This is a genomic window from Cetobacterium sp. (assembly GCF_051653945.1).
In the GTDB taxonomy this organism is placed as follows: domain Bacteria; phylum Fusobacteriota; class Fusobacteriia; order Fusobacteriales; family Fusobacteriaceae; genus Cetobacterium_A.
The window spans coordinates 1-24031 of record NZ_JBOFXD010000110.1 but is presented as its reverse complement, the minus strand read 5'-3'; the positions used below and the strand labels follow the sequence as shown (position 1 = coordinate 24031).

The 24031-nt window shown below is 28.4% G+C and carries 25 protein-coding genes; 16 read left to right on the top strand and 9 right to left on the bottom strand.

Translation table 11 applies throughout. From position 1 onward, the window contains the following. The first annotated feature begins 291 nt into the window (after positions 1–291). From ACRC8M_RS11215 to ACRC8M_RS11200, 4 genes are read left to right on the top strand one after another with little or no spacing between them, the layout of a single operon-like run. On the top strand, positions 292–750 hold the full coding sequence (locus tag ACRC8M_RS11215) for a tRNA (cytidine(34)-2'-O)-methyltransferase (RefSeq protein WP_023051903.1): 459 nt from the start codon (positions 292–294) through the stop codon (positions 748–750). A gap of 2 nt (positions 751–752) precedes the next feature. Beyond that, positions 753–1241, top strand: coding sequence for a dihydrofolate reductase (locus tag ACRC8M_RS11210; RefSeq protein WP_438529203.1), 489 nt, complete (start codon positions 753–755; stop codon positions 1239–1241). A 56-nt stretch (positions 1242–1297) separates the two neighbouring features. Next, positions 1298–2545 (top strand): OmpP1/FadL family transporter, encoded by a 1248-nt coding sequence (locus ACRC8M_RS11205; protein WP_438529202.1) that lies wholly within the window; start codon positions 1298–1300, stop codon positions 2543–2545. A 23-nt stretch (positions 2546–2568) separates the two neighbouring features. Further along, positions 2569–3144 (top strand): TetR/AcrR family transcriptional regulator, encoded by a 576-nt coding sequence (locus tag ACRC8M_RS11200; RefSeq protein WP_438529201.1) that lies wholly within the window; start codon positions 2569–2571, stop codon positions 3142–3144. A gap of 60 nt (positions 3145–3204) precedes the next feature. Here ACRC8M_RS11200 and ACRC8M_RS11195 read toward each other — a convergent pair whose 3' ends face one another. From ACRC8M_RS11195 to ACRC8M_RS11180, 4 genes are all read right to left on the bottom strand, one after another. Then, complete coding sequence (locus ACRC8M_RS11195) at positions 3205–3897, bottom strand: hypothetical protein (RefSeq protein WP_438529200.1); 693 nt, start codon at positions 3895–3897, stop codon at positions 3205–3207. An 18-nt stretch (positions 3898–3915) separates the two neighbouring features. Continuing rightward, positions 3916–6207: an arginine decarboxylase gene (gene adiA, locus ACRC8M_RS11190; protein ID WP_438529199.1), complete on the bottom strand. Its 2292-nt coding sequence runs from the start codon at positions 6205–6207 to the stop codon at positions 3916–3918. Positions 6208–6343: 136 nt separating this feature from the next. Next, positions 6344–8860: a single-stranded-DNA-specific exonuclease RecJ gene (gene recJ, locus ACRC8M_RS11185; protein WP_438529198.1), complete on the bottom strand. Its 2517-nt coding sequence runs from the start codon at positions 8858–8860 to the stop codon at positions 6344–6346. A gap of 20 nt (positions 8861–8880) precedes the next feature. Next, positions 8881–10719 carry a transglycosylase SLT domain-containing protein gene (locus ACRC8M_RS11180; RefSeq protein ID WP_438529197.1) on the bottom strand — a complete coding sequence of 613 codons (1839 nt, stop codon included), beginning with the start codon at positions 10717–10719 and terminating at the stop codon, positions 8881–8883. A 145-nt stretch (positions 10720–10864) separates the two neighbouring features. Here ACRC8M_RS11180 and mutL point away from each other — a divergent pair, with 145 nt between their 5' ends. From mutL to ACRC8M_RS11140, 8 genes are all read left to right on the top strand, one after another. Further along, on the top strand, positions 10865–12751 hold the full coding sequence (gene mutL, locus ACRC8M_RS11175) for a DNA mismatch repair endonuclease MutL (protein WP_438529196.1): 1887 nt from the start codon (positions 10865–10867) through the stop codon (positions 12749–12751). Further along, positions 12748–13215 carry a 23S rRNA (pseudouridine(1915)-N(3))-methyltransferase RlmH gene (gene rlmH, locus ACRC8M_RS11170; RefSeq protein WP_438529195.1) on the top strand — a complete coding sequence of 156 codons (468 nt, stop codon included), beginning with the start codon at positions 12748–12750 and terminating at the stop codon, positions 13213–13215. Before mutL ends, rlmH begins: the two co-directional genes overlap by 4 nt. 50 nt (positions 13216–13265) lie before the next feature. Further along, the gene (locus ACRC8M_RS11165; RefSeq protein WP_438529194.1) at positions 13266–13610 is read left to right on the top strand and encodes a hypothetical protein; all 345 of its coding nucleotides are present in this window, start codon (positions 13266–13268) and stop codon (positions 13608–13610) included. Then, on the top strand, positions 13610–13978 hold the full coding sequence (locus ACRC8M_RS11160; protein WP_438529193.1) for a DUF1934 family protein: 369 nt from the start codon (positions 13610–13612) through the stop codon (positions 13976–13978). The genes ACRC8M_RS11165 and ACRC8M_RS11160 overlap by 1 nt, the downstream gene beginning before the upstream one ends. Positions 13979–14030: 52 nt before the next feature. Further along, a complete protein-coding gene (locus ACRC8M_RS11155) occupies positions 14031–15455 on the top strand; it encodes a tetratricopeptide repeat protein (RefSeq protein WP_438529192.1) in 1425 nt (474 codons plus the stop codon). A 21-nt stretch (positions 15456–15476) separates the two neighbouring features. Continuing rightward, entirely contained in the window at positions 15477–16955 is a 1479-nt protein-coding gene (gene lysS / locus ACRC8M_RS11150) for a lysine--tRNA ligase (RefSeq protein WP_438529191.1), read from the top strand. A gap of 70 nt (positions 16956–17025) precedes the next feature. Next, positions 17026–17367 carry a CidA/LrgA family protein gene (locus ACRC8M_RS11145; RefSeq protein WP_438529190.1) on the top strand — a complete coding sequence of 114 codons (342 nt, stop codon included), beginning with the start codon at positions 17026–17028 and terminating at the stop codon, positions 17365–17367. Then, positions 17368–18063 carry an LrgB family protein gene (locus ACRC8M_RS11140; protein WP_438529189.1) on the top strand — a complete coding sequence of 232 codons (696 nt, stop codon included), beginning with the start codon at positions 17368–17370 and terminating at the stop codon, positions 18061–18063. Between the two features lie 275 nt (positions 18064–18338). Here ACRC8M_RS11140 and ACRC8M_RS11135 read toward each other — a convergent pair whose 3' ends face one another. From ACRC8M_RS11135 to ACRC8M_RS11115, 5 genes are all read right to left on the bottom strand, one after another. Next, positions 18339–18581, bottom strand: coding sequence for a hypothetical protein (locus ACRC8M_RS11135; protein ID WP_023051887.1), 243 nt, complete (start codon positions 18579–18581; stop codon positions 18339–18341). A 72-nt stretch (positions 18582–18653) separates the two neighbouring features. Continuing rightward, complete coding sequence (locus ACRC8M_RS11130; protein WP_438529188.1) at positions 18654–18989, bottom strand: STAS-like domain-containing protein; 336 nt, start codon at positions 18987–18989, stop codon at positions 18654–18656. Between the two features lie 19 nt (positions 18990–19008). Then, positions 19009–19503 carry a toxin-antitoxin system YwqK family antitoxin gene (locus ACRC8M_RS11125; RefSeq protein ID WP_438529187.1) on the bottom strand — a complete coding sequence of 165 codons (495 nt, stop codon included), beginning with the start codon at positions 19501–19503 and terminating at the stop codon, positions 19009–19011. A gap of 14 nt (positions 19504–19517) precedes the next feature. Further along, positions 19518–19928 (bottom strand): SoxR reducing system RseC family protein, encoded by a 411-nt coding sequence (locus tag ACRC8M_RS11120; protein WP_438529186.1) that lies wholly within the window; start codon positions 19926–19928, stop codon positions 19518–19520. A 121-nt stretch (positions 19929–20049) separates the two neighbouring features. Further along, entirely contained in the window at positions 20050–20262 is a 213-nt protein-coding gene (locus ACRC8M_RS11115; RefSeq protein WP_438529185.1) for a hypothetical protein, read from the bottom strand. 165 nt (positions 20263–20427) lie between these two features. Here ACRC8M_RS11115 and ACRC8M_RS11110 point away from each other — a divergent pair, with 165 nt between their 5' ends. The 4 genes from ACRC8M_RS11110 to ACRC8M_RS11095 all read left to right on the top strand — a co-directional run. Then, positions 20428–21222, top strand: a complete 795-nt coding sequence (locus ACRC8M_RS11110) for a TIGR00282 family metallophosphoesterase (protein WP_438529184.1) — start codon at positions 20428–20430, stop codon at positions 21220–21222. Between the two features lie 10 nt (positions 21223–21232). Further along, positions 21233–22162: a 50S ribosomal protein L11 methyltransferase gene (gene prmA, locus ACRC8M_RS11105; RefSeq protein WP_438529183.1), complete on the top strand. Its 930-nt coding sequence runs from the start codon at positions 21233–21235 to the stop codon at positions 22160–22162. A 9-nt stretch (positions 22163–22171) separates the two neighbouring features. After that, positions 22172–22834, top strand: a complete 663-nt coding sequence (gene cmk, locus ACRC8M_RS11100; protein WP_438529182.1) for a (d)CMP kinase — start codon at positions 22172–22174, stop codon at positions 22832–22834. 3 nt (positions 22835–22837) lie between these two features. Then, positions 22838–24031: 3-deoxy-D-manno-octulosonic acid transferase (locus tag ACRC8M_RS11095; protein WP_438529181.1), on the top strand; the 1194-nt coding region annotated here is incomplete at its 3' end.

Genomic DNA, 24031 nt, shown 5'->3' with positions numbered 1-24031 from the left:
AGGATCAAACTCTTCATTCAAATATATTTAAAGTCCTAAGACTTACGTTTACACCATTTATTGGTTTGCCATTTCTGGCGTTTTGTTATTTTCATAACTTCTGACTATTTTCTCTATTCGGTTGTTAATGTCCTTTTCTCTTAACTTTCGTCTGCGGTGTTTCCCGCTGACAGAAATAATAGTACCATAACTTTCAAACCATGTCAACAACTTTTTTTATTTTGTTTTATAATTATTTTTATGATAAAATTACATATATTTTTAATATATATTATTTTTTAGGAGGATTTTATGAATATAGTACTAATGGAACCTGAAATTCCTTATAATACAGGTAATATTGGAAGAAGTTGTGTTCTTACAAATACAACTCTACACTTAATTAAACCTTTAGGATTTTCTTTAGATGAAAAACAGATTAAAAGATCTGGTCTTGATTATTGGGAGTTAATCGATTTAAAAGTATGGGAAAATTATGAAGAGTTAAGAGCAGCTTACCCAGAATCTAACTTTTATTTTGCTACTACTAAAACTACACAAAAATATTCAGACGTTAAATATAATCCAAATGATTTTATTGTTTTCGGTCCTGAATCTAGAGGAATTCCTGCAGAAATTAGAGAAGCTAATAAGGAAACTTGTATAACTATTCCAATGATTAAAATGGGAAGATCTCTTAATCTATCAAATTCCGCTGCTATAGTTCTTTACGAAGCATTAAGACAAAATAATTTTGATTTAGGAGAGTAAACATGCTTTCACTCATTGTTGCTATGGATGAAAATAATTTAATCGGTAATAATAATTGTATGCCCTGGAACATTCCTGAAGATTTAAATCTTTTTAAAGAGATTACTAGTAATAGCATTGTAATTATGGGAAGGAAAACTTTTCAATCAATTGGAAGACCTCTTCCAAACAGAATCAATTTTGTTTTAACTAAGGATAGCAGTTTTTTTCACAAAGATATTCAAATATTTAACTGCCCAGATAACGCTTTAAAAGAAGCGTTATCTTTACAAAAAATTACTGACAAAAAAATTTTTATTATTGGTGGCAAAACCATATATGAATATTTTTTACCATTAATTAATGAGTTTCATTTCTCTTATATTAAAGGTAAGTTTTCTGGAGATACTTTTTTCCCTGAATTAAATCTATCAACTTTCAACATTGCTAACCGAAGAGAATTCAAAGATTTTATCTATATCCACTACGTAAAAAACACTTGTAATTTTTAAAAACATATGTTATATTACACTAGTAATTGTAAAAAATACTAGGGAGGATTATAATAATGAACAGATTAAAATTATCATTACTAGCTTTAATTGCTAGTTTAAGTGTTTCTACTATGGGAGCATCTATAGATCATATTCAAAACTATTCAGCTGAATACGGTGGAAATCCAGCACAACAAGGTGCAATAAATGTAGGGTCTACAGTTTATTTCAACCCAGCTGGTTTAATGAAATTAGAAAATGGAACTTACATTGTTGGTGGAATTCAGTATGCCTTTGGTGATCAAAACATGAGCCAAGGAGGAAGAGATTTCTCAACTAACCTTTCTTCACCTATACCTAACTTTGCTCTTTATAAGAAGACAGATGACGGAGCTTACTTCTGGACAATGGGAGGAGTTGGAGGAGGAGCTGAATTAGAGTATAAAGACAGTATTCCTTTGATTATAGATATACCTGGGATGGGACAAGTTGACGGAAACAATCTTTTAAATAGTGCTAACTTAAAAGGTTCTAATATGTATGCTCAAACCACTTTAGGAAAAGCCTTTAATTTAACTGATAAATGGTCAGCTTCATTAGCAATTAGAGGGGTTTATGGAAAAAGAACCCTAAAAGCTAAGGCTGAAACAAATAAATTCGGTTTTGTTGCTTTTGGAACAAATGGTGCTGAAATTGATTCTGAAAGAGAAGCGTTTGGTCTTGGAGGACAGTTCGGTTTAAACTATGCTCCTAATGATAGATTAAATATTGGATTTAGATATGATACTAAAGTTAAATTAGATTTTAAAACTGAATCAGATTATGATAAAACAAACAAAATTGCAAATATCTTATTAGGACAATACCCTGTATATGTAGACGGTCTTAAAACAAGAAGAGATTTACCTGCTTTAGCTGCTCTAGGAGCATCTTATAAAGTAACAGATCAATGGACTACTTTTGTAGGTGGAAACTACTACTTCAACGAATCAGCTACTATGGATAGAGTGGGAAGTATGAACATAGATTACAAAAATGGATGGGAAGTATCTGTTGGTTCTGAGTACTGGTTTACTCCACAAATCGCTTGGCTTGTTGGATTTAACTATGCTGATACAGGAGCTCCTGATAAGAGTTTCGCAGCTACTGAGTACGCTTTAAACTCTACAATGTTAGGAACAGGAGTTAAGTACAGACCTAATGAAACTGTAGAGTGGACTGTTGCCCTTAATCACTACCTTTATGATTCAAGAACAGTTAATGATATAAAATATGAAAAAGAGATATCTAGTGTAGGTATCAACTTTGTAAAGAAGTTTTAATTTATAAAATTTAGGAGGAATTAATGCCCAAAAAAGCAATTTTTAAAAGAGAGCAAATACATGAAAAAGCTTTTGAAATGTTTGAAAAATACGGTTTAGATGATATTACTGCAAGAAATCTAGCTAAAGCTTTAAATTGTTCTCCAGCTCCAATCTATAGCTGTTACTCTTCTATGGATGAATTAAAAACAGAACTTATAGAAAGAGCCAAGAAAATTTTCTTAGAATATGTGGTTAGACCTGAAACTGACATGGTCTTTCTTAATAGTGGTATTGGACTTTGTGCATTTGCAAGGGAAGAGAAGCAACTATTCAAGTCAATATTCCTTAGAGATAATTCATATGGTAATCTCTTAAAAAGGTTCAGAGATCTTATGAAAGTAGAAATGGAAAAAGATGAGAGATTTGAAAATTTACCAACTGAGTTTAAACATGACCTTTTTCTAGATTGTTGGTTATTTGGACATGGTTTAGCTACACTCATTGCAACAGATTATTTTGAGAGTCCTACAAATGACTTCATCAAAGATAAGCTTTTAAACAGTGCTGCTGTAATGCTTTACAAGAAGTTAGATGACTTTAATTCAAAAAATAAATAAATTTTAATAAAAAACCATGAGATGAAGTTGTTAATAACTTTATCTCATGGTTTTATTTAATTATTTAACCTCTTCTAACTCTTCTTCTAATTTTTCAACCTTTAAAGAATATTTCGATGCCAATCCAAATGTAATTGTTAATATTGACGTTATCAATATATACATTAATAGAATGTAATAAAATATCCCTTGGGCTAAATACATACTTAATGTTACTGCTATTCCAAATATAAAGTCTACAAAACCATCTAAAATCAACACTCTTTTTATCACTATTAAAGTTTTATTATGAGTTATTCCTTCTGGTTCATAAATTTTAGTTACAATATGACTTATACCTCTAAAGGTTAAGAATGTTCCTATATAAAATATTACTATATATCCCTGAAGCTCTACTTTTGTAGCGGTAACTTTTTCTATCGCTAGACTAACCTCTTCTATCAGGTTTCTTTCTGCTATTAAAAGTTTATTTGATAAAAGTAAAAATCCAGAAAAAGATTCAAGTATTCCCCAAAAGAATATTTCGCCCCAATGGAACTCTTTTTCTCCTATTCCAGAAAAAGAATAAATCAAATCTCCTATTCCTGTTAAAAGAAACAGAAACCCTAAGTTTTTTACTACATCATCTAAAAATATTCCATTTCCAATCACTACTATAGCAACGTAAATTAGAAATATCATACCAACTATTATATGATAAAACCATTGCTCTCTTAAAGATTTTCTTATTTTTGTAGTTAACTCCTTATACATGGTCTCACCGCCATTTTTTTATTTCTTTATACAAAGAACATGATATTCTCCATTTAGTACTGCCGTCCCCTCTGTTTCATGTTCAAACCCTGGGAACTGTTTATCCCATGTAGCTAAAGCTCTTAAATATGATATCTGAGCACTGTCAGCTACACCAAAACTCTCTCCTGACATTAACATTGGAATTCCAGGTGGATATGGTATTACAGCATTTGCTGCTACTCTTCCCTCTAAATCTTTGGCAGGAACAAGCTCCACTTCATTTTTAACTATTTTATTATACGCTTCTCTTGGAGTTATAATCTGCTCTGGTAATTCTGAATATGCCTCATTTAAATATTTTCCTAAATTATGTTCTTTTAGATATTGGAAAATTTCATCTCCTAAATCTCTCATTCCTAAATCTCCATATCTATCCTCTCTTCCCTCAACTAATTCTGGAAATATTTTTCTTAACGGAGTGTTATTATCATACTCTCTTTTAAATGAAACTAATAGGTCTAACAGTGTTCCCCATTTCCCTTTACTAATTCCCATTGAAAATAAAAACATTATTTGGAAATCAGTTGTTCTTGTTGGAACTACACCATATTTTGAAAAATAATATGAAACTAATTGAGCTGGAACACCTTTTTCTGCCAACTCCCCATCTTCATTCATTCCAGGAGCTAAAATACTCACTTTTATAGGATCTAACATTGCCCATTCCTCAGGTAATCCTTGGAATCCATGCCATGTATCTTTGGGATCCATTCTCCAACAAGATTGTTCTCTCATTAATAACTCTGTTGGTGCATCCTCAAAATTATAAACTTTTCCCGTTTTGGAATCTTTTACTGTTTCAGCATTCCAAGGTTTAAAGAACCATTCCCCTCCTTGACCATATTCTTTATGGTATTTTGCTACCATTTTTCTAAAATCAATAGCTTCTTTTAAGACCTCATCTGTTAAAATTTTACCTGTTTTACCTTGCATCATTGCTGCTCCAACCTCATTTGATACTGCAATTGCATAAAGAGGGGAAGTTGTAGCATGCATCATATAAGCTTGATTAAAACGTTCCTCTATTATGGGATTTTTTCCTTTTCTCATATGTACATATGATGCTTGTGATAAAGCATTCAACAATTTATGAGTTGAATGTGTTGCAAATACTGTTGCATTACCTTTGTAATCTTTAGCTTCGCCTCTCATTGCATAATGATTTTTATACATTTCATTAAATCTAGCATATCCATACCAAGCTTCATCAAAATGGATTCTCTCTATATACGGTTGAAATAATTCCTCTACTTTCATTGCATTATAACAAACTCCATCATAAGTACAATTTGTTACAACTGAGTATATTGGATTTTGTGATTTCATTTTTTCAGGAACTAGTGGGCTTCCATTTATTTTTTTTATAACCTCATCTTTATCCATTTCATTTGGTAGTATAGGTCCTATTATTCCATATCTATTTCTTGTAGGCTTCATATAAACTGGTTTTACACCTGTTATTATTAATCCTTGCTCAATAGATTTATGACAATTTCTATCCACTAAAGCTATATCTTCATCTGTTAAAACACCTTGCATTATCGTTCTATTAGAGCCCGAAGTTCCAACAAGAACATTGTATGATCTATCAGCTCCAAACACTTTTGCTGCTAGTTTTTCCCCTTCTAAAAATGCTCCTGTATGATCTAATAAAGATCCTATCGATGTTCTTTCTATTCCTGTATCTGATCTAAATAAATTTTCATCATAAAAATCAAAAAATCTTCTTCCTAAAGCTGTTTTTGTAAATCCAACTCCTCCCTGATGCCCTGGAGCAGCCCACGAGTACTCTGCTACCTTATTGTAATTAAATACAGCTTTTGTCAATGGAGGTAGCAAATTATCATTATATCTCTCTACTGATCTTTGGATTCTCTCTCCTAAGAACCCTATCTCCTCTTGTAAAATCCAAATTATCTCCTCTACATGTTCATAAACTTCTCTACTTAAATTTTCTAAAGCATCAGCTCTATGTGTCAATAAAAATACAGGTACACCATCTTGACTCTCGTGTAACTTATTTATAACATCTACAGCTTCTTTCTCTTCTCTATTATTTGGCCAAGATAATAATAAACAATCTATACTCTTGTCGTATATCACTACATCCTCTAAATCCTCATATGAATCTGAAACATAAACACTCATGTATCTTCTTTCTATTTCATCTATTAGTTCTTCAACTCTATTCCCAATCTCTGTACCCTCTTTAATACCCTCCTTACACAGTACAACTTTACCTCCATCACCACAAACTATTTTTCTCATAAAATTTATCCTCCTTTTATCCAAATAAATTTTTAAGGTTAATTTTTTATTTTTTATCACAAACAAAAAACAGGAAAATCACTCTCTTCCTGTTTTTCTATTTTTTTATTAACTTTCCTACTTTAATAATCTCTTTTTATAAAATAATTTTTACATCTTCAGAAGCAAATATTTTTTCTCCTTTACTTATCTTACCAATTACTCTTTTTTTATCTTTCAATGGAAGTACCATACTAAATATATTTTCATGATATTCCAATTCGTCCGCATCAACTATCTCTATGTTTGGAGGAATTTTATAACTATCTTCTATATACTCACAAGCATCACAATAAATTTTATTACTTGTTATAAATAGATTATAGTTACTTGCTTCTAAAACTTCATTTCCTATGTAGATATAAAAGTCATAACCTTCTTTTTTTATCTCTCCCTCTCTTACAACTCCCACTTTTTTTCCAAGTGCTTTATAGTACATCTCTATTGTCTTTATAACCGTTCCCATTCCTCTTCCTGGCTTACAACTGACAACTACATTTTTTTTATCTTTAAATATTGTTTTTAAAACCCTTTTTTGTAACGAATTATACTCCAAATCACCTATCAAAAACTCTTTTATCTCTTTAAATATTTTTCCAGCTTCAAAAGATAAAGTTTTAAACTCTTCATCCTTATCTATCCAAATATGGACATTATAATTTTCATCTTTTCTTATTATTTTATCAACATTGACGTTAAATTTATATCCGTAATAATCATTCAATTTTTTTAGAACTAACTTTGTTTGATTATCTAAAAATCCAATGCTATTTCTTCCAATATTAATAGAAACCTCTTCGTTAATAAAACTAATATTTAACTTTTCATTTTCTAAATCTCTTCTTGTATAAAAAATAGATTTTATAGGAAACTTTAGATTATACAAACTTTCTAAATCCTTTATGTCATTTACAATATTTTTAGATGGTTTTATATCCTCTATAAAGATCTTGTACTGATATTTATCCTTATATGTTTCCATTTTAAGTTTAAATGCTACATCAATCTCTTTATTATTAAGTATTGTTTCAAGCATATCCTCACTGTTAAACCATACACAGTTTTTCATTTCTACTCCATTTTTTATTAAATCCATCATTAAATGATTTTTTTCTTTACCAATAGCCCTAAAGTTTGTGTAATTACAATTTTTAAGAGCGAATAATGGCGAAGCATTCCCAAATCCATATGGTTCTAATAAAGATAATTTATCCATTAAATCAAAAGATATCTTTATCATAGAAAGCTCACAATCTATTTTTATAGGTTTTTTTGTATCTTCACTGTTTAAATTTTCAGTTGCATACTCATTTATTCTCTTTGAAAACTCCTCTATATTTTCAATAGCAATGGAGAAACCAGCAGCTCCAGCATGACCTCCATATTTAATAAAGATATCTTTCATTGAATTTAAAGCTCCTATCATATTAAAAGCTTCTGTACTTCTACATGAAGCTGTTGCAATTCCTTCCAATGGTTTTATCTCCATAATAATAGTAGGCTTATAATATCTATCTAAGATTTTTGAAGCTACTATCCCTATAACTCCGTGATGAAATTTTTTCTCTGCAACAACAATTACACTGTTTTCATCTAGTTTTTCATTTTCTATCTTATCTATAGCTTTTTTTAAAATCTCCTCTTGAATCTCTTTTCTTTCGCTATTTTTATTTATTAATTCATATATTAATTTATCACAAGTTATATGGCAATCACTAACAAAAAGTTCAACTGCCATTTTAGCATCCTCCAATCTTCCAGCAGCATTAAAAATAGGAGCTATTATAAATCCAACATCATATGTGTCAAATTTTTTCTCCATAGGATTTTCAAATAATCTTTTCATGAGCATATTCAATCCTTGCCACTTACTACTTTTCAAAAGTTCTAGTCCTCTCTTAACTAAAAGTCTATTCTCTCCTTTTAACGGAACTATATCAGCTATTGTTCCAATGGCCACTATATCTAAATATTTATATACTTCATTTTTTTTCTCTAATTTTTTATACAGAGCAAGTAGTAACATAAAAGCTGTTCCAACTCCTGCAAAATATTTATAAGAGTTTTTATTATCCTCTCTTTTAGGATTTATAACTGCATATGCAGGAGGTAGTTCATTATTTATCTCATGATGATCTGTTATAATCATATCCATACCCAAAGAATTACAATGTTCAACTTCAGAAATAGATGAAATTCCACAATCAACTGTTATTATTAAATTCCCCCCCTCTTCCTTTATATAATTTAAAGCATCTTTATTTAGCCCATACCCTTCATCTCTCAATGGAATATAATACTTTACATTGATATCTAACTCCTTTAATGCCAGATAACAAAGGGATGTTGATGTTATTCCGTCTACATCATAATCACCATATATCCAAATTGTTTCATTGTCTTTTTTAGCTTTTAGTATTCTTTCCACTCCTTTATCCACATCCGATAAATGACTAGGATTCATTAAATTTTCTAATGTTCCATTTATGAAAAACTCAACTTCATCTTTTGATTCAATTCCTCTATTGTATAAAATTTGCTCTATCTCTTTATCTATATTATTATTTCCACTTTTAAAATCTTCTGATTTTAATATCCATTTTGTATTTCTCATTACCTGTACCTTTCTTTTATTTAATTATATATTGCACTATAAAATGCATATGTATATACTATCTCTTCTATTTCAGTTTGAAATTTTTCATCCACTATTGTTTCTAACTTCAAATCTCCATCTAATTCAAAATTTAGACCTTTTAAAACTTTTTCTCCATAAATATATTCTATTAGTGTTTTTAAAATCATCCCATTATGTTTATCATATATTTTTTTTAATATCTCTGTTCCTGTCTCTATATTGATTTGTGGGTTATAATAATATTCATCTTTATTTTTGATCAATTTTTTTGGTATGCCCATCAATCCAACTCTTTCAAATTTATCATTTTCATTATCAAAACCACTTTCTATATACATAATCGTATAAATTAGCGATTGGGGTACTAAATATTTTTTTCTAGTATTTTGAACTTCCTCTCTATAGTATTTCGGATAGACATAGTGCAATAAATTTCTATACCTATAGAACTCTCTTTTAAATGTTTTGACCTTTTTAAATGACTCTTTATAAAATTTACTATCGATGTAGCTATTCATTATTGTTATTTTATCCTGGATAGTTTCTGTATCTAAATCAAAATTATTACTCTGAACAGCTAATTCTAATAACTCAGGATTTTTTAATGCCCCAATTTGAGTTAATGCATCTCTTAAGACTTCCTCTTTATATGTATTTTTTATCTCAAAATCTGTTATAGAGTTCACATAATTCCTAACAACATAATTACTTGCATAAAATATATTATAATTTGCTAATTGCCATGAATTACTATCTTTTTCCATAAGTTTGGTATAAACCATATAGTATAAACCTGTATTAGAATTTTCTGGATATTTATTTTTAAATTCAACATATAACTCCATAAATTTTTTTCTATTTTGTAATTTTATATACACATCTAGTAACAAAGAGTCTATTCTCTCATTTTTTTGAGTCACTTTTTCTATAACTTCTTTAGCTTTATCATAATCTTCTATCTTATAATAAATTCTTCCAATTCTAAAAGCTGCTCGATCTTTAAATTTTATATCCTGTATTTTTTCATAGTTATAAATAGCTCTAGAGTAGTCTTTATTCTGTTCGTAGGCAACAGCTCTTATAAATAAAAAGTTCGCTTCTCCTACTCGTGCATCCTTTGTTAGCTCTATAACCTTTTTATTTTCATCTAATTTTAATAAACTTTCTAAATAGATTATTTTTTGATTTACTTTCTTCTCGTTATAACTACCTAATTTGTCTAAAATTTCAACTGTTTTTTCATACTCTTTTTTTTCATAAAAATAATTTGCTAAATTTGATAACTCATTTTTATCCAACTTATCAATTAATTTTAAATTATTTTGATACTTTATTTCATAAATATATCTGTATTTTTCATTAGTCTTTTCTAATATTTTTAAAGCTTTTTTTTCATAAGGTTCTAACTGAGGATCATAATAATCTGTCACTAATCTTTTATAATATTCAATAGATCTATTTTTATCATTTTTCAATTGATATATTTTAGCAACATTATAATCTCTTCTATACTGAAAATAATTTGTTTTTTTAAGCTCTTGTTTTACATAACTTTCAGGTACATATACCGCTCTACTAAAAAACAAAAGTGCTTCATCATATTTTTTCATATCCATATAATTTTTTGCTATATAATATTTTGCATAATTACTCGTCAATGGATAAGAATAGGGAAAGTTTTTTTGATAAATTTCATAATAAAATAAACTGTTTTTATAGTCCTCTTTTTTGTTAGCTTCTAAAGCTTTATTAAAAAATATATAATCATCAACATTATAGGAAAAACTTCTAATTCCAAGCATTATTGTCAATATAATTAGATATAAATATCTCATCTTTTCTCCCTCCGTTGTTTTTATATTTTTATTATATCATAATAATTTTTACTATAAAATTTATATTTTCTAAAAAAAATAGTTGAAATTATTTTAAATCTGTATAATAATAAATAATGTTACAATTTTTGTAGGAGGTGATATTTTGGGAATTATTAAAATTTTAGACGAATCTTTATCAAATATGATTGCTGCTGGAGAAGTAGTTGAAAATCCTGCTAGCTTAGTTAAGGAGCTTTTAGAAAACTCTTTAGATGCCAATAGCAAATATATAAAAATAGACGTTAAAAATGGCGGTAAAAATATTAAGTTTACTGATGATGGTAAAGGGATGAGTCGAGAAGACTTACTTCTTTGTATTGAGCGACATGCTACTAGTAAAATTTCATCTAAAGATGATCTTTTTAACTTAAGTACTTATGGTTTTAGAGGCGAAGCTCTTTCATCTATAGCTGCTGTTTCTAAAATGACTATTTCAACAAAACGAAAAGAAGATTCTTCTGGATATTCAATCAGTGTCACAGCTGGTAAAATAACAAATTTAAAAGATACTCAAAAAAGTACTGGTACAGAAATTGAAATAAATAATCTTTTTTTTAATACTCCAGCTAGATTAAAATTCTTAAGAAAAGACACAACTGAAAATACAAAAATTAAAGAGATCGTTTTACAAGAAGCATTAGCTAATCCCGAGGTTTCTATAATACTTGCTATTGATGGTAAAGAAAATATTCGTACTAGTGGTACTGGAATTGAAAATACTATTATCGAAATTTTTGGAGTTTCAACACTTAAAAATTTAAAACAAGTTGAGTTTGGATATATCGGAAATCTTTCTTTAACAAGATCTACAAAAGATTTTATTTTTACATTTGTTAATAACAGACCTGTAAAAGCTAAAATTATTGAAGAAGCTTTAATCGATGGTTACTATACCCATTTAATGAGAGGAAAATATCCATTTGCCATAGTCAACTTAAAAGTGGACCCTAAATCTATTGATGTCAATGTTCATCCTTCAAAAAAAATCATCAAATTCTCTGATGAAAATAAAATTTATCATGACATTTATTCAATTACAGAGTCTGAATTAAATTTTGATAAGAATTTTAATATGCCTACTTTTGAGGTAAAAAAAGAAAATTTAAACTTTGAAAATATAAAAATTTCTGAGGATTCAAAAAAACCTTTTGAAAATTTTGAAATTAATGATATAAAAAGAGTGATTGAAATAAAAAAGGAAAATGAATCTTCTTTAGAAAAAAAGAATAATTCAACTATTGATAAAGAAAATTTTTTAAACTTTCAAACAGAAACAAAATTTATTCCGACTAAAAGTGAAGTAACTACTCTTCAATTAGAAACTGAAGAATCAAATGTTTCTCTAGAGGAATCTATTAAACTTCCTGATACTTCACCTAAAAATACTATTAGTGATTCTTTTATCGAAAATAAATCTTTGACTTCTTCTGCTATAAAAGTAATCGGACAATTCTCTAATTCTTTTATACTAGTTGAACAAGATGGTGATCTTATAGTTTATGACCAGCATATTGTTCACGAAAGAATTCTTTATGAAAAGTTAAAACAAGAGTATGCACAACACAAAGTATCTTCACAAGCTTTATTAGTTCCTATTAAAGTTTCACTAACATTAAAACAAATAGAGATTTTAAAAGAAAAATTAAGTTTCTTTGAAGATTTTGGATTTGAAATCGATCAGTTTAATGATATAGATTTTTTAATTAGAGCTGTTCCTACTTTAGATACTAAAGATTCTTTCGAAAATATTTTTTTTGAAGTTTTAGAAGGAATTACTAAAGTAAATTCTAAAAATGAAGTTATTGAAAGTATGATTATTTCAATGTCTTGTCGAAGTGCAATTAAAGCTAATGAAAAATTATCTATTTCTGAAATGGAAAAACTCATTTTAGAGTTACATAAAATTGGACGATTTACTTGTCCTCACGGAAGACCAATAACTTTTAAAATAAGTTTATTGGATATGGAGAAGGGATTTAAAAGAAAATGAATATAAATATTATATGTGTCGGTAAAATTAAAGAAAAATATATTTTAGATGGAATACAAGAGTTTGCTAAACGAATGCAAGCTTTTGGTAAATTGAAAATTTTTGAATTAAAAGAGGATGGTAATGATTCAAATAGAAATATGTCTATAGAAAAAGAATCAAAATCTATTCTTGAAACTTTAGAAAAAAACAAAGGGTTTAAAATCCTTTTAGATATTCAAGGGAAGAATTTTTCCTCTGAAGAGATGGCTTCACAAATTGAAAAAATAGGTCTTAATGGAGATAGCACTATTAACTTCATTATCGGTGGTTCTTATGGTGTTTCAGAAGATATAAGGAAATCTGCTGATTTAAAACTGAGTTTTTCAAAAATGACTTTTCCGCATCAATTGATGAGATTGATTTTAATTGAGCAAATTTACAGATGGTTTAGTATCATAAAAAACACTAAATATCATAAGTAGTTTTTAATTTTATTTTTAACTTTATTTTTATAAATTATTAGGAGGAAACAATGTATTCGCAAGGAGAAACTTTTTATCACAACATCGATGACGAGGAGTTTGAAATAACAGTTTTAGAAAATCTGATTATAAGAGATAAAGAATATCTTATAACTGAGGATTTCGATGGGACTAATTATATATTTTTATATGATGAGGACGAGGACGATTTAATTTTTGTTGATGATGCTGCAGAAATAAATACTGTTTTAGATTTCTGGAAAGAAGAGTATTTAGGCGCAGATAATAACATAGGAGATTGGGATGATGATGAATATTATGATCGTGAAGACTCTTATGACCAAGATGATTATTATGATATGGGATATGATGACGATGAAAAGGATTATTATTAATGGCTAAAATTATTATTAATAGTACTGACTCTTTTGGAGAAAACATTTCTCAAAAAATGATTGTAAAAAAAGTGATTGAAAATGATATCACTATTTTTACTTATGACAATAAATATGGTAACGGCGAGATAAGAATATCCCCTTACTCTACTGAAATACTAAAGTTTGGAGAGATTCAAAGTAAACTTTTACTTAAACCAGAAATTAAAACAGATTTTATTTATAGAACTTCTTACTTCAATAAAAATTTTACAGTTTTATGTAAAAAATATGTTTATTCTGAAAATAAGTTGACAATTGCCTATGTTATATATGATAATAATATAGAGATAAACCAATTAGAGATTGAAATAATTGAAGTACAATAAACACTAAAATAGAGCAATCTCTTTGCTCTATTTTTTATTAAAGGAGGGGTAAATGAAAAAAATACTTTTAATTTCTGCGACAGCTTTAATTTTTTTTAGTTGTACTAATCTTCAAACACAACTTCCTACTCAAAGCAAAGTTGTTGTTCCTAGTGTAAAAAATCCAGTTCTACAACAAGATAACTTTTTTCTTAATGAATCTGGTGTAGCTTATTTATATGATCTTATACAAAGAGACTCATCAACAAACTCTATTCGTGAATACCTTCCATCTCAAATGATGGCACCTATGGAGGTTTATGCAGGAGAAACTTTAATTGTTAACAATATTAATGCTGACAGAATTAAAATAATTTCTTCTCCAATAAAAAATGATTTTACATTCAATATCAGTGGAGATAGTTTGAATTTCAATAGTCTTTATCAAGGTGAATATATTGCTGAGATTTACAAAGGATTCACATATGTTGGTACTGTTAAGATAAAAAATAAATTGAAATATAATTTTACTGAGAAAGATAATTATGATATAATTTTAAACAGCTACAATAATAAAAATTTAGATCTATTGGTAAAAAGTGCTCAGTTATATCTAATCGCTTTTCCAACAAACAGTAAGCAAAAAGATGTAGCCTTTATGGTACTTGATTTAGGTTCTGCAAATGCAAATCAACTTTTAATTAATAAAGAGATTCGATATTTAAAAGAAAATTTCTCTCTCAATGAAGATGAGAAAATAAAACTTCTAGCTTTTGAGGAAAAATCTAGCAATGAAAGTTTTATTATTAACAACTATTATTTAGATTACAATAGAAGTAATTTAAAACTAAACACTGAAATAATGAGAGCTATTCAACGTAAAAATAATGCTACTACAGATGAGTTACAATTTTTAGAAAATTTTTATAGTGACTCACAAAGCACAGACTTAGCCTTATTAATTGGAAATTTATACACACAAAAAGGGGATAGTGATAAAGAAAATTACTATTTAAGTTTAGCTAATTCATCTTCTAACTTAAGTCCTAATTCTTCTAACTTAACTACTCCTACATCAGAGAACTCTATTTTATCTTCTAATAACGTAAGTGAAGATGAAGTTGTTACATCTATAGTATCACCTTCTGATTCTTCTAAAAATATTACAAATGGAATAGACGCTCTTAATCGTAAAAGTTATAGTGAAGCTTTAATATTCTTTAATAAAGCTGAAAGCAGTTCAACAAATATCTCTGAAGTCAGCTTCTATCGTGGTAAGACATACTTTTCAATGAATGATTTTGATAAAGCTCTGTCTGACTTTGATAAAATTACTGCTCCAGGTGAAAATACATCTGAGTTATATTATTACTTAGGAGTTATCTATCACAAAAAAGGAGATATTGAAAAAGCAAAAGATTACTTAAGAAAATCTAGAGAAAATAATCCAAGTAGCACTTGGGGTAGAAAAAGTAGCATATATTTATTGAAACTATAAATTTAAAAAGGGAGAAAAACTATGGAAAAATACTTTGACAGAGTTGGAAAAGAACGTCTTGTTATGGAGCAATGGGAAAAAATAAAAGAGATTGAAGCTCTTGGAGTTTACCCATTCGGAAAAAAATATGATAAAGTTCATATGATTGGAGATCTTTTAAAATCATCTCCTGAAACAGAGACAACTTTTAAAACAGCAGGAAGAATTATGGGATTCAGAGAGCAAGGTAAAGCCGTATTTGCTCACATTGAAGACCAAACTGGAAAAATCCAAGTTTATATTAGACAAGATCAAATTGGAGAAGAGGCTTTTGAAATAGTTAAAAAGTTAGGTGCTGGAGACATTATCGGTGTTGAGGGTACTTTATTTATGACTCAAAAAGGTGAATTAACTTTAAGAGTTTCTCAAGTTGAGTTACTATCAAAAAATGTTAGAGCACTTCCTGAAAAGTTCCACGGTCTTACAGACGTTGAAACTAGATATAGAAAAAGATATTTAGACCTTATCATGAACAGAGAGGTTAAAGAAACTTTCATGAAAAGAGTTAGAATTATAAATGGTATCAGAGAGTTTTTAAATAAAAAGGACTTCTTAGAAGTTGAAACTCCTATGATGCACCCAATCGTTGGAGGAGCTGCTGCAAGACCATTTATTACTCACCATAACGCTTTAGATATGGAGTTATATTTAAGAATCGCTCCAGAGCTTTATTTAAAAAGATTAATAATTGGTGGATTTGATAAAGTTTATGAAATTAACAGAAACTTTAGAAACGAAGGAATTTCTACTAGACATAATCCAGAGTTTACAATGATGGAATTATACCAAGCTTATGCTGATTATAACGATATGATGGATTTAACAGAAAGTTTATTCCAATACCTTGCAACAGAGGTTTTAGGAACAACTAAAATAGAGTATAATGGAAAAGAGATTGACCTTGGAAAGTTCTACAGAATTCATATGGTTGATATGATAAAAGATATCACTGGTGCTGATTTCTGGCAAAATTTAACAGTTGAAGAAGCTAAAGCTTTAGCTAAACAACACCATGTTGAAGTTGCTGATCATATGACAACAGTTGGACATATCATCAACGAATTCTTCGAGCAAAAATGTGAGGAGCATATAGTTCAACCTACATTTATCTATGGTCATCCAGTTGAAATCTCTCCTCTAGCAAAGAGAAATGCAGAAGATTCTAGATTTACAGATAGATTTGAGTTATTTATTGATGCAAGAGAATATGCAAATGCATTCTCTGAGTTAAATGATCCTGCTGATCAAAGAGGAAGATTTGAAGCTCAAGTTGAAGAAGCTTTACTAGGAAACGATGAGGCTACTGCTATTATAGATGATGACTATATCGAAGCTTTAGAGTATGCTTTACCTCCAACAGGTGGATTAGGAATTGGTATTGATAGAGCTATAATGCTATTAACTGGTTCTCCATCAATTAGAGACGTTGTACTTTTCCCACAAATGAAAAGAAGAGACTAGTTTTATATTTAGAGGTGTTCCTATGGAGCACCTCTTTAATCTTTTATACAATACTACTGGAGGTTTTATTTTGTTATATGAATTTCTTATTATTTTAAGTATTAACTATTTAGGAGTTATCTTAGAAAAGGTTTTCCATCTTCCTACTCCTGGAACAGTTAATGGTTTAATTCTTTTATTTATTTTTCTTTCTTTAAAAGTAGTAAAATTAAATAGTATTAAAAATGTCGGTGAGTTTTTTATTGCAAATATGATTATAACCTTTATACCCCCTAGTGTTAAACTTTTAGATGTTATTGATATTTTAAAAACTGACTTTTTTAAATTAATTTTTTTACTTATATCTACAACTTTAATTACAATGGTTGTTACTGCTCTATGTGTAGATTTTATGATGAGGGGGAAAAAATAAATGAAAGAATTTTTATTTGACAATGCTTTTTTTGGAATTTTTATCAGCTTAATTGCTTTTAAAATTGGAAAAGATATCTTTAATAAATTTAAATGGCCTATTTTAAATCCAATTTTCGTAGCTCTTATTCTTATCTTTATGTTTATGGAAGTTTTTAATATTCCTACATCTTATTATAATAAAGGAGGAGATATATTAGGATTTTTTATAGCTCCTGCTACAGTATGTTTAGCCATTCCTTTATATAAAGAGTTAGGAACACTTAAAAAACACTATAAAGTTATTTTAATAGGGGCTCTGATTGGATCTATTACCGCTATTTTATCCGTTATTTTTTTAGGAAAATTACTAGATATTCAAGATATTATTCTTTTATCATTTGTTCCTAAATCTATCACGACTCCAATTGGAATAGAAGTTAGTAAACTGCTCGGTGGAATCCCTTCTATTACAGTTTTTGCTATAATGGTTACTGGAATAGCTGGAAATATTTTTGCACCATTTATGTTAAAACTCTTTAAAATTGAGAGTGCCGTTGCTAAAGGTCTTGGAATTGGAATCTCAAGTCATGCTGTTGGGACAAGTAAAGCTATTGAAATGGGAGAGGTAGAAGGAGCAATGAGTGCTCTATCTATAGTTATTGCTGGTATAATTACAATTTTTATTGCACCGTTACTTTTAAATCTTCTAAAATAATATTTTTATAGGAATATAAAAAACCCTCCTGGGGGGAGGGTTTTTTCATAACACGGGGGAGTGTTAAAAAATAAAAAAGATTAAAATAGATTTTTGGGGGGTATATAGATCTATTCAATCAAATTCGGTCTCGCTATTAGTATATAATAAGTACAGTTTTCTGTCAAGTTTTTTTTTGGTACATTCTTTTTTATATTTTGTTCTGATTTCAATGTAAAAATATTGAATTTTGTTATAAAAACGAAAGGAGTGAATTATAATTCACTCCTTTCGTTTTATACTAATCCTTTTTTTATCATAGCAAGAGCATATTGATGTGCATCTACTGTTGCACTAGCATAAGCAAATTTTGTTTCTCCTTCGAAAAATCCGTTTAACAAAACTTGTTGCTGCTCATCTATATTCATTGTTAACCTCTCTAGTGTTAACGTTCCCTCTTTATACTCTTCTAATAACGCATTATAAACTGCATCAAAAGTACTATCATAAATTTCATTTTGTATTTCTTCAAAAAACATATTTTCACACCCCTTTTTGGTATAGTTTCTTTACTATTTAATGTTAACATTTTTTATTAATTTTGTCAACAATTATCCAATATAAGCTATTTCAAAATTTTGATGGACACCTAAGAACTTTGATTTTAGTTCTTTGTAGTTTTCTTTCAAATATATCATCTGTTTAAATAACCCTTGAGAACCATTTTTTATTGTTAATTTATTTTTTAAATCTTTTCCATATTCATTCCACAAATTAGTAAAAAGTACAAATAAAAACACTAAAGTCGTCGCTTGAATTCCAGCAAAATCTAAGACAACTTCCTCCTCTTTCTTTAAAATTTCTTTTAATTTATCACAAAAGTTTTTAGCCTTATCTGGATTTACCAGCATTGAACTATTGAAGTATCTTTTTAGTTTTATTTTCATAAAGTTATTTTCTCCCAATTTAATTTGTTTGATCAAAATGATCTATGTTTAAAGTATAATCTCTTTTCCCTACTAATTTCCCACTCTTACTATAGTAACTCCAAATTCCAACTGCTTGGCCATTATAAAATTTACCTATTATATGTGGTTTTCCATTTTCATGAAACAGTTTAAATAAACCATGATCCTTTCCTCTTAAATAGTATGTTTGAAATGTTTTATACCCATCCTCACTATACAAGACATACTTTCCATTCAACTCTCCATTTTTCCAATTTTCTATGGATTTTATATTTCCGTTAGTATAAAAAGATAACCACTTCCCTTCTGGAACTCCATTTTTATAAAACTCTCTATCTTTTTGAAAAGTCACCATTCCAGTGAGAGGACTTCCAGTTTTTTTGACGAAAATTTTTCCATTTTTGTTTAAAATTTTAGAATAATCTACCTGTGAATAGTTTCCAAAAGCTAACTGAGATATTAAATAAAAAACTACTGATATTTTTTTTAACATAGTTACTCCCCCTGCTATCTCTTTTCTATATCTATTATCTTTACAGATTTTTCCATCTTATTTTTTACAACAAATTTATCATAAAAAAATATTCCTATAAAAGCTATTATTAATCCACTAAAACTTGCCCCTATACATTTCCCTTCTGATAATCCCATATTAGAAGCTAGAAAGTAAGTTAAAAACATAAATATCAATGGTATAATATAAACTATTATTGCAGCTTTGAAAACTTGGTTGTCTTCCATTTCAAAAGTTATAATATCACCTATTTTAATATTATCCACGCTAGATACAAATATAAAATCGTTTGCTATTTTAGCACTATCACTACACTTACTGCAGTGCGAGCAAGCACTCTCTTTATACATTGAAACTGTAATTTTATTTCCCGCTATTTTTTTTACCAACCCACTACTTTTCATTCTTTGCTCCTCATTCAAATAGTTATAATGAAATTATAACATATTTTTTTCTAGAAATTAAAGTAAATTTAAATAAAAAAAGTATAGGAATCTCCTATACTTAGTTAAATTTAATTTTATATTATAATTTATCGTGTAATGTACCACCAACAGCACACTTACAACCCATTCCTACTTCTACACATCTGCTTGGATCAATATAAACTACATCCCAACCGTCATCTTCATCGTCACCATATCCAACTTCTCCTATGAACATTAGCTCAAGACCTTTTGCTTTTAATTCATCTTCACTTTGTCCTATTTTTTTTAAAAACTCTTCTTTAGTTAACATATGCGTCACTCCTAGTCTGTTATATTCTCTCCCGTAATAATACACTATTTTTGTGTAGATGTCAACTTTCAATTTGTTTTTTTTAAACTATTTTTTAAGTTTTAATTTTTAGTAAAAAATGTTATAATCTTTTTTGGTAATACAAATATAGAAATGAGGTAAATAATGAAAGTTTTAGTTGTAGGTGACGTTGTTGGAAATCCAGGTAGAAAAACTTTAAAGGCATATCTTGATAAGTATAAAAATAATTACGATTTTATTATCGTTAATGGGGAAAATGCTGCTGCTGGATTTGGAATAACTGCAAAACTTTGTGATGAGATTTTAGATTGGGGAGTAAATGTTATAACAAGTGGAAATCACATTTGGGATAAAAAAGAAATTTATGACTATTTAGATAGATCAAACAGAGTTCTACGTCCACATAATTATCCCAATGGTGTTCCTGGAACTGGATACACAATTTTAAAAGATAAAAAAGGAAATAAAATAGGTGTAGTTTCTCTTCAAGGAAGAGTTTTCATGCCACCAATTGATTGTCCATTTACAGTGGCAAACTCTTTAATAGAAGAGATTAGAAAAGAATGTAAACATATTATTATAGATTTTCATGCTGAGGCAACATCAGAAAAATTAGCTTTAGCAAACTATTTAGATGGAAAAGTTTCTATAGTTTACGGAACACACACACATGTGCAAACTGCTGATAATAAAATCCTTCTTGAAGGTACTGGCTATATAAGTGATGTTGGAATGACTGGTTCAGACAATGGAATAATTGGAATGAACAAAGAATCTATTATTCCTAAATTCTTAACTGCTTTGCCTCAAAAATTTGAGATAGCAGAAGGAAAAGAAAGAATAAATGGTCTAGATATCGAATTAGATGATGAAACTGGTGAATGTATAAAAATAGAAAGAATCAACCTTTCTCTTATCGAGTTAGGAATATTTAATTAGGAAGGTTTTTATGAAAGTTGTTGAAATAAAAGTTATATTTGAAAGTGATAGTATTGATGATACACAAAAAGAGATTTGTGATATATTTTATGGATTTGGAGCTACTGGTCTAAAAATTGATGAGCCTCTAAAGACAAAAAATCCTTTAGATTTTTATAAAGATGAAAAGCAATTTTTAATGGTTGATTATGCTGTTTCGGCATATTTTCCAATGAATCCATATTCTCAAAGAAGAAACGATTTAATAAAAACTGCTTTTGAAGAAAGATTTAACGATAGAGATGACGTTGTTTTTACAATTGATTTTTATGAATATGATGAAGAAGACTATCAAAATAGTTGGAAAAAGTATCTATATCCTGAAAAAGTTAGTGAAAAGTTTGTTGTTAAACCAACTTGGAGAGAATACGAACCTGAAGAGAATGAGTTAGTTATTGAGTTGGACCCAGGAAGAGCTTTTGGTACTGGATCACATCCAACAACATCTCTTTGTTTAAAAATTATGGAAGAAAATATACAACCTGGAAACTCTGTTATCGATGTAGGAACTGGATCAGGAATATTGATGATTGCAGCTGAAAAATTAGGAGCTACTGATATTTATGGTACTGATATAGATGAATTAGCTGTTGAAGCTACTAAGGAAAATCTTGAGTTAAATAAAATTTCTTCTGACACTGCTGAAGTTTATTTAGGAGATTTAATCTCAGTTGTTAAGGATAAGCAATTTGATGTTGTAGTAGCAAACATTCTAGCAGATGTTATTCTTTTACTCTTAAAAGATATTTTTAAAGTTGCTAAAAAAGATGGATTAATTATTTTTTCAGGTATTATAGAGGATAAACTTCCTGAAATAGTTAAACAGGTTGAAGAAAAAGGACTTGAAATACTAGAAATAAAAAGAGATAAAGAGTGGAGAGCTCTTCTTATTAAAGCCTAGGAGGATTAAATGAAAAACTATATTATCGCTTTAGATGGTCCAGCAGGAAGTGGAAAAAGTACTATTGCTAAAGTTATAGCTAAAAATTTTGGCCTAACATATCTTGATACAGGGGCTATGTATAGAATGGTAGCTCTTTATATCCTTGAAAATAATATTAATTTCAATAATATCTCTGATGTAGAAAATATTTTAAACAATATTAAAGTTGATATTATCAATGATAAATTTATATTAAATGGTAAGGATGTTTCTTTAGAAATAAGAACACCTGAAGTTACAAAAATTGTTTCTCCTGTGTCTGCTATCAAAGCTGTAAGAGTTAAATTAGTAGATTTACAAAGAGAGATTAGTAAAGGAAAAAAAGTTATTTTAGATGGAAGAGATATTGGAACAGTGGTTTTTCCAAATGCTGATTTAAAAGTATTTTTAATCGCTTCTCCTGAGGAAAGAGCTAAAAGAAGAGTTAAAGATTATGCTTCAAAGGGAATTATAGAGAATTTTGAAACTGTTTTAAAAGATATTTTAGAAAGAGATCATACTGATTCTACAAGAAAAGAGAGTCCTTTAAAGAAAGCTGAAGATGCTATTGAAGTTGACACTAGCTTTCTTAATATCGAAGAAAGTGTTCAAGCAATATCTAATTTAATTAAAGAGAAAATCGGAGGGTAAACTATGTTTTACAATCTACTGAGAGGATTTTTATATCCTTTCCTCTTTATTTTTTTGCTATTCAAACCTAAAAAATTGAAATTTGTTTTTCAAAGACTTTTTCAAAACTTATCAATTTTAGAAAAGAATGCAAAATATATATGGATTCATTGCTCATCTGTAGGAGAAATCAATCTTATAGATGCCTTAGTCAAAAAACTAAAAAATGATTTCAATGAAAATATTTTACTTACAGTTTTTACTGATACTGGCTATGAAATCGCTATGAATAAATACTCAAAAGATGATAGAATATCTATATTAAGATTTCCATTAGATGATATTTTTATACTAAAAAAAATATTTAATTATATAAAAGTTTCTAAAATAATTTTAATAGAAACTGAAATTTGGCCTAACTTTATAAACTTAGGTTCGAAATATTCAAAAATATTTATTGTTAATGGGAGAATTTCAAATAAAAGTTTTCCTAGATACAAAAAAATTTCTTGGATTATAAGACCTCTTTTTTCTAAAATATCTGGATTTTTTATGCAATCTCAAGAGGATAAAGATCGAATAGTTCTTTTAGGTGCTAATAAAAACAAAGTATTTGTCACTGGCAATCTAAAATTTGATATTTCTTTTGAAACATTTTCTTCTGAAGATATGTCAAACCTTAAGAGATTTATAAACAGTAATATGAGAAAAATTTTTGTTGCTGGCAGTACTAGACAGGGAGAAGATTCTATTCTTATAGATATTTTTAAAAATCTTAAAAATACGCTTCTTGTTATCGTACCACGACACTTAGAAAGAGTTCCCGAAATTGAAATTTTGATAAAAAGTTCAAATTTAACATATAAAAAATTAACTGATTTAGAGTCAGATCCATCTTCAGAAGAGTTTCAAGTACTTATTGTTGATAAAATGGGTGTTCTAAGAAAATTCTATTCTATTGCTGATATTGTATTTGTTGGTGGAACACTAGTTAATATTGGTGGTCATAGTTTATTGGAACCACTATTTTATGGAAAAGCCCCAATTTTTGGTCCATATTTACAAAATGTTAAAGATATATCTAAGGATATTTTAAATCTTAATATTGGATATAAAGTTGACAATAAAGAGGAGTTTTTAAATACTATTAATCACTTAGAAGCAAACCCTGTTTCTGAGGATAAAATAAAAGCATTTTTCAAAAGCAATCAAAATGCT